Consider the following 8,755-nt stretch of genomic DNA (forward strand, 5'->3'; position numbering starts at 1 on the left):
GACGAGTGACGGCCGTCGCCGCTCGGCCCGCCAGGCGTCGGTGATGACGTTTCTGGCGATCGTGAACAGGTACGAGCGAACTCCGTCGGGCCGAAGCGACACGTTGCGGGATCGCACGCCGCTGGGCCAGCCCTGACCGCGCAAAGTGAGCAGCAGCTCACCGGTGCCGACCTCGCCGCGGTCATGGCCGGTCGGTGACCCCACATCGACCGGTCCTGATCCGGTCCTGACAAGCTTTCGGACGTTCTGCCCCTACTTGCCGAGGAGCGCCGGCGATGCAGGAACCGACATCGGAGCCCGACGGTACGGACCGGACCAGGCCAGTCTGCGGGAACGAATCCGGTGGCGAGCCGGCGGTGTCCCGTCCGGCCGGTGATCCTCCGGGTGGGCCGTCCTTGGCTGAGGTGGAAGATCCGCGTCAGGACCTGTCCTCGCCGCCGGGAACCGACGACGAGACGGGGCGCGGCGGCTACCTGCATCCATCCGAGGGGTATCCGCTCGGCGAGGACGAGCGCGCCCAGCCGTCGGTCGTCCCGCCGGCGAGCCCGGGGCCGGATGCGTCCGATCCTGTCGGCGGGGCCGCCGTGGGCCCGGGATCGGGTCCCAGCCGGCGCCGTAACGTTCTGCTTGTGGTGGCGGCCTGCGTGGCCGCTCTGATCATCGCGGTTCCGGTGGTCGTCTGGACCTCGTCGGGGTCGAACGGTTCGGGGTCGAACGGTTCGGGGTCGGCGGGTGGAAATCTCCGTGACGCGGACGGGGAGATCGTGGAGGGGCCGAAGGGGGTCCGTCCGGAACAGGACACGGCGGGATCCGCGTCCCAGCAAGTCGGCGTGGCAGGCAGCTCCGTGGCACCGGTCACCCCGGAGGCCGGCGGGGAACCGTCGAGGCAGGTGCCCACCTCGGGTCCCGGTGGTTCGGGGTCCAAGCCCGACGGTTCGGGGTCGCTCGCGCCCGCCGACGCGCCCGCGCCGACGGTTCCGCCCGCGTCCCAGGGTGCGCGGGCCCCCGCGCCTCCGGCCGCGCCGGCTCCTGCGCCTACGTCCGCACCCGCACCCGCACCCGCACCCGCACCGAATCCGAATCCGAATCCGTACTCGGCGACGCAGGTGTGTGGGTCGGGGTATTCGCAGATCGACCGGCATTCTCTGGCGGGTGACACGGCGGTGATCTATCTGCTGTACAACGGTAGTCGGAACTGTGTGGTGACGTTGAAGTCGGGGTCGGGTGTGGGGGTGGCCGAGTCGATGGGTGCGTGGGTGCAGGTGGAAGGTAGTTCGGCGCGGCAGTCTGATTCGGGCAGTTTTCAGTACTACGCGGGGCCGGTGTACGTATACGCGCCGGGGAAGTGTGTGAAGTGGGGCGGTAGTTACGCTGGCTCGTCCTGGGGGAGCGGCTGGGAGCACTGCGGCTGAGACCGCCACGGCCGGGACTGCAGGCCGACTGGACCCGGACCCATCCGGCCGGCCGGCCTGACCGGACCGCACCCGGTCGTCACAGCCCGATGAGCCGGGCGATCTCACGCATCTGATAGCGAAGTACGTCTCCCTGGCCTCGACGAGGGTGTTCAGCCGGCCGAAGAGCTCGAAGTTCACCGCGCCGAACAGGTAAATCCAACCGATGACGCCCCGCGCCAGCATGGATACGGGCAGCTCGGGGGTTCACCCGGCCGTTCGTCCTCGACTCGACCGCCACCATCGCCGTCTTCGGGCGCACCCCGAGGCCGGTCGACGAGGCGCTCTGCGAGGCGGCGCGGCACCTGCGCTGCTGAGGGCAGCACGCGAAGTCGGGGGCAACGCCCGCGGATGGCGTGAGCCCCGATCGTGATGTTGGGGTCGTCGGTTGCAGGCGGTGGCTCTTTGGAGGGCTTCGCCCCCTGTCTATGGGCGGCGTGAACGGAACGGCCAGGGTCTCCGGCCCTCGGGAGTTACTCAGAACCACGTCGTATCCGGTGGAGACGGCAAGTCTCGCCAACGTTCCACCGAGGTTCCACTGCCGTTCAGTCCGAGAGTCGTCATACCTCGGACAACCTCCAGTGGTAGGGGGCGCTGGCACGCCATGCTCGCCGGCGCGTCGCCAGCCCGCACCTCGCAAACGTCCTGACTATGGTCGTAGTTCATGGATCGCTTTGCTCCTGAGCGTCATTGGATCGACTGGCACCGGCAGTACGAGGTCACGGGATCGTCTTTGCGTCGCCGCCTCGCTATCGTCCAGCGGCGCATCCGGCAGACGCTGGACAAGCAGCCAAGAGGAGAGATCCGCGTTTTGAGCATGTGCGCCGGCCAAGGCCGCGACATCCTCGGCGTACTGGCTGATCATGAGCGTCACGACGATGTAGCGGTCAGACTGGTCGAACTCGATCCCGATCTTGCCGCCGACGCCGATCGCCAGGCGCGTTCCGCTGGACTGGAGGGTGTGGAAATCGTAGTGGGCGACGCTTCGAGCACGAGCGTGTACGAGGGTGTCGCCCCGGCAGACCTAGCCCTGGTCTGCGGGGTGTTCGGGAATCTCAGCGACGCGGATGTACGGCACACCGTCGAGCAACTACCGCGACTGCTCCGGCCAGCCGGGACCGTGATCTGGACACGTCATCGCCGTTCACCCGATCTCACTCCCTCTGTGCGGACCTGGTTCGCCGACGCAGGGTTCGAGGAGGTGGGGTTCGACATGGAAGAGGGTTTCCTTATCGGTGTCGGAACCCATCGGCTGGTTGGCCCTACGCTGCCTTACCTGCCGAAGATTCGGCTGTTCGAGTTCATCGGTGATGGCGAAGACGCCCACCGATAGCAAGATTGCGCGCATCGCTCGGAAGGGCCGTCAGGTTTAGCGACCCCTGTAGCAACGGGCACGGACGTCCACAGACAACGGTGGACGTCCGTGGACATGCGGAGCTGTGACAGGACGTATGTCGCTGAGCGTATTCCGTGCCTTCTAAGTGATCGGGGCCAGCAGCGCGGCGGCGCGGTCGACGGCGGCCGGGCCAAGCACATCCCACACCGGGCTCGCGAGGCGATCCGTCGTCGCCTCCAACTCGTCGGCAGCGGCCAGGGAGGCCGCGGTCGGCGCGTCCTCGGCGTCGAGCCAGCCACGGGCCCGCAGCCGGTCGGCCGCGGCCGTCCACTCGTCCTCGGTCCAGCCCCGGATCCGCTGGTAGAAGGCGCGGTCGGGGCCGCCCCGGCTGGTCCGCCAGACGAGACTCTCCAGGCCGTCGACACCGGCGGTGACCAGCGCGGCGACGTGCCCATCGCCACGGTGCTCCCGCAGGATGGTGGCCGCCTGCCAGACAGTGCCGAGCGGGTCGTCGGGCCAGGGCAGTGCGGCGTTCGCGGCGCCCAGCACCCGGCCGGCGACTGACACGCGCTCGGCCGCCGAGCGCAGCAGCGTGGCCAGTTCAGCCAGCTCGTCCGCGTCGGTCGCCGCGACAAGCGGAGCAAGTGCCGCGCGGGCGCCGTCGAGCCGGACGGCCAGCGCCTTCTCCGGGGGGATCCTGGTCCAGACCTCCGGCAGCACCCTGGCCACCATCACGGGCGAGTACCCGAAGAAGGCCGCGACGACCGGCCCGGCCTCGACCGGCCCCAGCGGTGCCGTCCGGCCGGCGAAGTAGGCCCGCCACGGGCTGCGCAGCCCGGCGTCCGCCCACACCGCCAGACTGGCCGGCGCGGAGAAGCTGACCGCGTGTACCGGTTCGAACAACTGCCACATTCTCCGCGCCACGTTCATCTCGGCCATGGGCCAACACAATCCCGCCCGTCAGGGCGGGGTCAAGAAGTGTGATGCCGGCCCGGGCCCCTCCCGGCCGGCATCACACGGAGTTCAGGACGGGTCCGGTCTCAGAACTTGGCATGGTGCGCCGGTGTCCGCGCCGGCCGGTCGCGCGGTGCCGACGGTCATCACGTGATGACGCCCCGTTGTGCCGGCCGGGTGCCCGACACCCTGCCCCGGACAGCGATCTTCTGGCCACACCAAGGGCGACGGAGCCTCCCACCGCCAACCAGGAAACCAGGAAACCAGACTGATGTTCTGGTGGTTTCCCTAGCGTGCCGGCGGCGGTCCGCGCGTATGTTCGGCTCTGTCGTTCAGTTTACGGTCCGCCTCGCGCCGAATTTTCCACATCACGGCATAGCGTTCAGGAAGTAACCGGTTTTCCAGTCCATCCAGGGAGCCAGTTGTGACAATCGCGCGGCGAATCGTCGATGTTGACCGGGGGCGGCATGGTATGACGCGCTCGGGTTTCTGGTGGCGTGCCCCGCGCGTGGAGCATGGGCGTCACCCGCGTGAGGGAAGCGACGGGAGAGCACGGGGGCGGGGTGCGGCGGGCCGCGGTGACAGCATTGACGTTCCCATTCGGCCGCTTACTCCGATGGACGCACTCATACTCGGATACCAGCGAGCATTCCCGAAGACGCCGCTGGCGGTCGGCTGCCTGTTGGTCGCCGACGGCCCCGTGCCAGGAGTCCAGGCGTTGCGCGAGCTTGTCGCGGACCGGGCGCACGACTTTCCTCCGCTGACCCATCGGATCGCCTCGGCCGGGCGGGGCCGGCCGGTCTGGGTGGCGGACCCCGATTTCGACCCAGCCCGGCACGTTCACGAGTACCGGCTCCCCGCAGAGTCGGGGCTCGCCGGACTGCGCGAGGCGGTGGGGCGGCTGTCAGCGGTCGAGATCTCGTTGGACGCTCCGCCGTGGCAGCTCTGGTTGCTCCACGGCCCCCGCCGCGACGGCTTCACCCTGCTGTACCGCGCCAGCCACGTGTGGATAGACGGGACGGCACTGAACGTGGTGCTGGAAAAGCTGTTCGGCCTGTCCGGCCCAGAATCGGAGCGCGAACCTCTGCGGATGTCGCGGGATCGCCGGCCCGGCCCCCGAGCCGTCTGTCGGGCCGTCGCTCACTCACTCGGATGGCTTACCCGGACGTCCACGATCGGCCCGCTCTCGGCGGCACCCACGGGATACCCGCACCACACCTGGCTGGAGGTGGACTTGGCCAGGCTACGGGCGATCAGCCGCGCCTACGAGGTGACCGTGAACGACGTCTTCCTGGCCGCGCTCGCCGGCGCTCTGCGTGCCTGGCCCCGCCCCGGCTCCGATCGGCCCGGCCGGCTCCGGGGCCAGATGCACGCCGCGATGCCGGTCAGTACCCGCCGTGCGGCCGAGCGGGACCACATGAGCAACTACCTGACCACCGTACGGATCACGCTGCCTTACGGTGAGGCGTTGGTCCACCGGCGCGTGGAGGCGATCCACCGGCAGACCGTCCGACACAAGCGGGGCGGGACTCCGGGCGTCGCGGAACGTCTCTTCCTCTGGACGGTTCCCGCGCCGTTGCGACCGGCCGTGCTGTCCACCGGGATCATGTCCCACGTCTTCGCGCTGACCGCGTCCAACCCGGGCGGACTGTCCGGTCCGCTTGAGATCCTCGGTCGACGAGTCACCGCCGCCGTGCCCGCCCCTCCGCTCCCCGCAGGCCAACGCCTGGCGGTCCTGCTCGGCGGGCTCGACGGGCAGGCGTGCATCGGTTTCACGATGGACGGGTCGGTGCGGGACGGGGCGCGGCTGCCGGAACTCGTCGAGGCCGAACTGGACGCGCTCGAGGCAGCGGCCGGCCTCCGCCACGGCCCGGTCCGGAGCCCGGCCGAGACCACGTGTTCGGCTGATCTCGTGGCGACGATGCCGATGGACTCGTCCGTCGACGATGGACTCGTCCGTCGCGGACCTCGCCGACACACGGGTTCGGTGCAGGTCGATCCCTTCCAGGGCCGCCCGATCGTCCAGCCGCCCGGATACCCCGACCGGCACGGTCAGCGCCAGCAGCTCCAGTCGCTTGTACAGCTCCTCGCGCGCCGCGGCCTCGCCACACGTCCCGGCGAGGTTTACCAGCCAGACCAGCCCACTCCCGACATGACACACCGAAGTTGATCATCTTTGTGTGGGACGCGGTCCAGGGCCTTCCGCCGGCACACCCGTCACCTACCAGGCGAGACCGTTGGGGTTGCCCCTGTTCACAGCCGTTGGGAGACGAGAGGTCTGCCCGGAACCGAGGTCGACACGGTAGTAGTCGGCGCCGGCGTCGCTGACCATCAGCAGCTGCCCGCTGGGGTCGAGTGCCAGTGAGCTGGCGTTCCAGCCTGTGGTGAGCGAGTAGTCATGGCTCAGCTCCAGCAGGACGCGCAGTTGACGCCCGGTGGCTGCGTCGAGCTCGATGACGCGTTTCGTCAGGTACGGATTCTGACCGCGCCGGGTGACCACGGCGTAGACGCGGGTGCTGTTCGCATTGAGCGTCAACTCGGACATCGCCTCGAAGGCCGGCTGCGCGCCGCTGGTGACGCGGTGAGAGCTGGCGCGCAGGTCACTGCTGCCCTGGCTGGTGTCGAGGATCCATATGCCGTCCTGGTCCGAGGGCTTGTTGCGGAAGGTCTGCGTCTCGCCGCTGTTGACGTTCACGATGGTGATGCCGGCGGTGAGACCCGTCGTGCCCGCGACCATGCCGTCGAGGGCAAGGCGGCTCCCGTCCGGTGACACCGCGAACGCGGTGAACCGCGGTTCCCCGCGGGGGTTGATCGGGGTGAGCGATTCCATCTTTCCGTCCGCGCTGACGACCAGCGCAGCCAAACCTGATCCTGGCTACAGGGAACCGTCAGAGTAACGATCACGGAGGGCCTACGCGCGGGAACGGTCTCGGACGACCCGTCACTCATCGTGCGGAAAGTCCAAGGATCACCGCGGTAGCCGACCTGTCGCCATATGCCCGTCCTGCCGCCTGTAACACCCTTGCGCGGCATCCGCGACCTCGAAATAAATGTCATTCTTTAGTCCCTCGCCCGGTCGTCTCGCCGGGCGCCGGCGTCCCACTCGGGCCATAGTTACCTGTAGCGATGGAATGCGCCCGCCAGGTCGTCGATGCTGGAACGAAAGCCGGCGGAGTTGAGGCCAGCGGTGAGTCGGACCGGCGGGGGATCGCGATCAGTACTGCGGGCCCGAAGAACGGAAGGAGCGGAAGGCGATGAGAGCAGTCGTGTGGCACGGCGTGGGCGACATCCGCCTTGACACCGTCACCGAACCGAAGATCGAACAGCCGACCGATGCCGTCGTTCGCATCACCACCGCGGCGATCTGTGGCACGGATCTTCATTTCGTCCGGGGCACAGTACCGGGGATGAAGCCGGGCCTCATCATCGGGCATGAAGGGGTCGGCGTGGTCGAAGAGGTCGGCCGGAGCGTCCGCAACTTCAGGCGCGGCGATCGGGTGCTGCTGTCCGCCGTCCTCGGGTGCGGCTCCTGCACCTACTGCCGCAGCGGCTATTTCGCCCAATGTGACGACATCAACCCATACGGCCGCAGGACCGGATCCGCCTTCTACGGCGCTCCGAGGGACAATGGCTCGTTCGACGGGTTGCAGGCCGAGTACGCCCGCGTACCCTACGCCCACACCAATCTGTTCCGGCTGCCAGACTCGATCTCCGATGATCAGGCGATCCCGCTGTCGGACATCTACCCCACCGGATACTTCGGCGCGGTCATCGCGGAAGTATCGGATGGCGACGTGGTGGCGGTCTGGGGCTGCGGGCCGGTGGGACAGTTCGCCGTTCTGTCCTCGTTCCAGCGCGGCGCCGCGCGGGTGATCGCGATCGATGGTCACGCCGACCGACTCGACCGTGCCCAGGCGCTCGGAGCCGAGGTGGTCAACTTCAACGAAGAGGACCCTGTCGAGGCAATCCTGGATCTGACACGCGGTATCGGTCCCGACCGGGCCATCGACGCCGTGGGGGTGGACGCGGAAAGCCCGAAGTCCGGCCCCGCCGCCGCCCGCGCCCGCGAACAGGACGATCAGCACCGCGAGGAACTGCGTCAGATCGCCCCCGAGACTCACGCGCACAACGGACACTGGAAGCCTGGCGACGCGCCGACGCAGGCCCACTCCTGGGCAGTCGAGAGCCTGGCCAAGGCAGGCACGCTGGGCATCATCGGGGTGTATCCGCCGACCGACAGGTTCTTCCCGATCGGCACCGCGATGAACAAGAACCTCACCATCAACATGGGAAACGGCAACCATCCGCGGTACATCCCGAAGCTGCTGGACATGGTGGAGTCGGGAGTGGTGCACCCACAGAAAATGGTCACCCAGCATGAGCCGATGCGGGACGTGCTCGCCGCCTACGAGGAGTTCGACCTGCGCCGTCCTGGCTGGCTCAAGGTGGCCCTGGACCTGACCAGCTAACACGGAAAAGCCGCCGCCACGGATATGAAAACGGCCGGCGCCGATCGGCGGTGCCCACGGCGCTTCCAAGGCGGCGCTGGAGCTGCTCACCCGGTCCTGTCGTCGCTTTCCTGGCGACACCGGTCAGCTCCTGTCAGCCTCGTCGAGAAACTGCGCCGTGGTGGGCCGTCCGGGGCTCGAACCCGGACGCACCCACCCATGCGGGCGGCATCACCCCAAGCGGCCGGACACCCACCGTTCCCTTCCGGTAACTGCCTAGAGCGCCGGTCAGGTAGCCGTGTGTGACCTGTGGTAGGCAGCAGCGGTTGGTGGGCGCTCGGTGCCCATCTCTGATCGGGAGGTGCTGGCTGATGCGTCCTGGGGTGTGGCGTCCACCGGTGGAACCCTCGACTGCGGAGCAGACCGTGATCAGGTTGGTGCGGCGGGCGAAGCTGTTCGTGTTCCTGCGCCGGTATCGCCATGAGCTGTTCGACGAGGCGTTCCAGACCGAACTCGCCGAGGTCTACCGCGACAGTGCGAAAGGGCAGCCGCCGGTCCCACCGGCA

The 8,755-nt window shown here is 68.6% G+C and carries 6 protein-coding genes and 1 pseudogene; 4 read left to right on the plus strand and 3 right to left on the minus strand.

Annotated features, from left to right (window positions below; genetic code table 11):
- Positions 1 to 204, minus strand: a 204-nt coding sequence (locus AC559T_RS06565; protein ID WP_498868101.1) for a hypothetical protein, incomplete at its 3' end; no start/stop codon positions are given.
- A gap of 1,911 nt (positions 205 to 2,115) precedes the next feature.
- Between AC559T_RS06565 and AC559T_RS06570 the strand changes: the two genes are divergently transcribed.
- On the plus strand, positions 2,116 to 2,784 hold the full coding sequence (locus AC559T_RS06570) for a class I SAM-dependent methyltransferase (protein ID WP_498868102.1): 669 nt from the start codon (positions 2,116 to 2,118) through the stop codon (positions 2,782 to 2,784).
- A gap of 144 nt (positions 2,785 to 2,928) precedes the next feature.
- On the opposite strand, the gene AC559T_RS06575 is transcribed toward AC559T_RS06570, so the two are convergent.
- The gene (locus AC559T_RS06575) at positions 2,929 to 3,726 is read right to left on the minus strand and encodes an SCO6745 family protein (RefSeq protein ID WP_498868103.1); all 798 of its coding nucleotides are present in this window, start codon (positions 3,724 to 3,726) and stop codon (positions 2,929 to 2,931) included.
- A gap of 631 nt (positions 3,727 to 4,357) precedes the next feature.
- On the opposite strand from AC559T_RS06575, the gene AC559T_RS06580 reads away from it, so the two are divergent.
- A complete protein-coding gene (locus tag AC559T_RS06580) occupies positions 4,358 to 5,911 on the plus strand; it encodes a wax ester/triacylglycerol synthase domain-containing protein (protein ID WP_498868104.1) in 1,554 nt (517 codons plus the stop codon).
- A 51-nt stretch (positions 5,912 to 5,962) separates the two neighbouring features.
- Here AC559T_RS06580 and AC559T_RS06585 read toward each other — a convergent pair whose 3' ends face one another.
- Positions 5,963 to 6,604, minus strand: a complete 642-nt coding sequence (locus AC559T_RS06585) for a hypothetical protein (RefSeq protein ID WP_498868105.1) — start codon at positions 6,602 to 6,604, stop codon at positions 5,963 to 5,965.
- 403 nt (positions 6,605 to 7,007) lie between these two features.
- On the opposite strand from AC559T_RS06585, the gene AC559T_RS06590 reads away from it, so the two are divergent.
- Together AC559T_RS06590 and AC559T_RS06595 are read left to right on the plus strand one after the other, a co-directional pair.
- The gene (locus AC559T_RS06590) at positions 7,008 to 8,210 is read left to right on the plus strand and encodes a zinc-dependent alcohol dehydrogenase (protein WP_498868106.1); all 1,203 of its coding nucleotides are present in this window, start codon (positions 7,008 to 7,010) and stop codon (positions 8,208 to 8,210) included.
- Positions 8,211 to 8,560: 350 nt separating this feature from the next.
- A pseudogene (locus AC559T_RS06595) lies at positions 8,561 to 8,755 on the plus strand (IS5/IS1182 family transposase); the annotation flags it as partial.

Origin of the sequence: Frankia sp. Hr75.2, assembly GCF_949319125.1 — a bacterium.
In the GTDB taxonomy this organism is placed as follows: domain Bacteria; phylum Actinomycetota; class Actinomycetes; order Frankiales; family Frankiaceae; genus Parafrankia; species Parafrankia soli.

Excerpts from the sequence above, each read along its gene's own strand:
- AC559T_RS06570 (WP_498868102.1), top strand. The coding sequence starts at position 2,116 with ATGGATCGCTTTGCTCCTGAGCGTCATTGGATCGACTGGCACCGGCAG.
- AC559T_RS06575 (WP_498868103.1), bottom strand. The coding sequence starts at position 3,726 with ATGGCCGAGATGAACGTGGCGCGGAGAATGTGGCAGTTGTTCGAACCG.
- AC559T_RS06580 (WP_498868104.1), top strand. The coding sequence starts at position 4,358 with ATGGACGCACTCATACTCGGATACCAGCGAGCATTCCCGAAGACGCCG.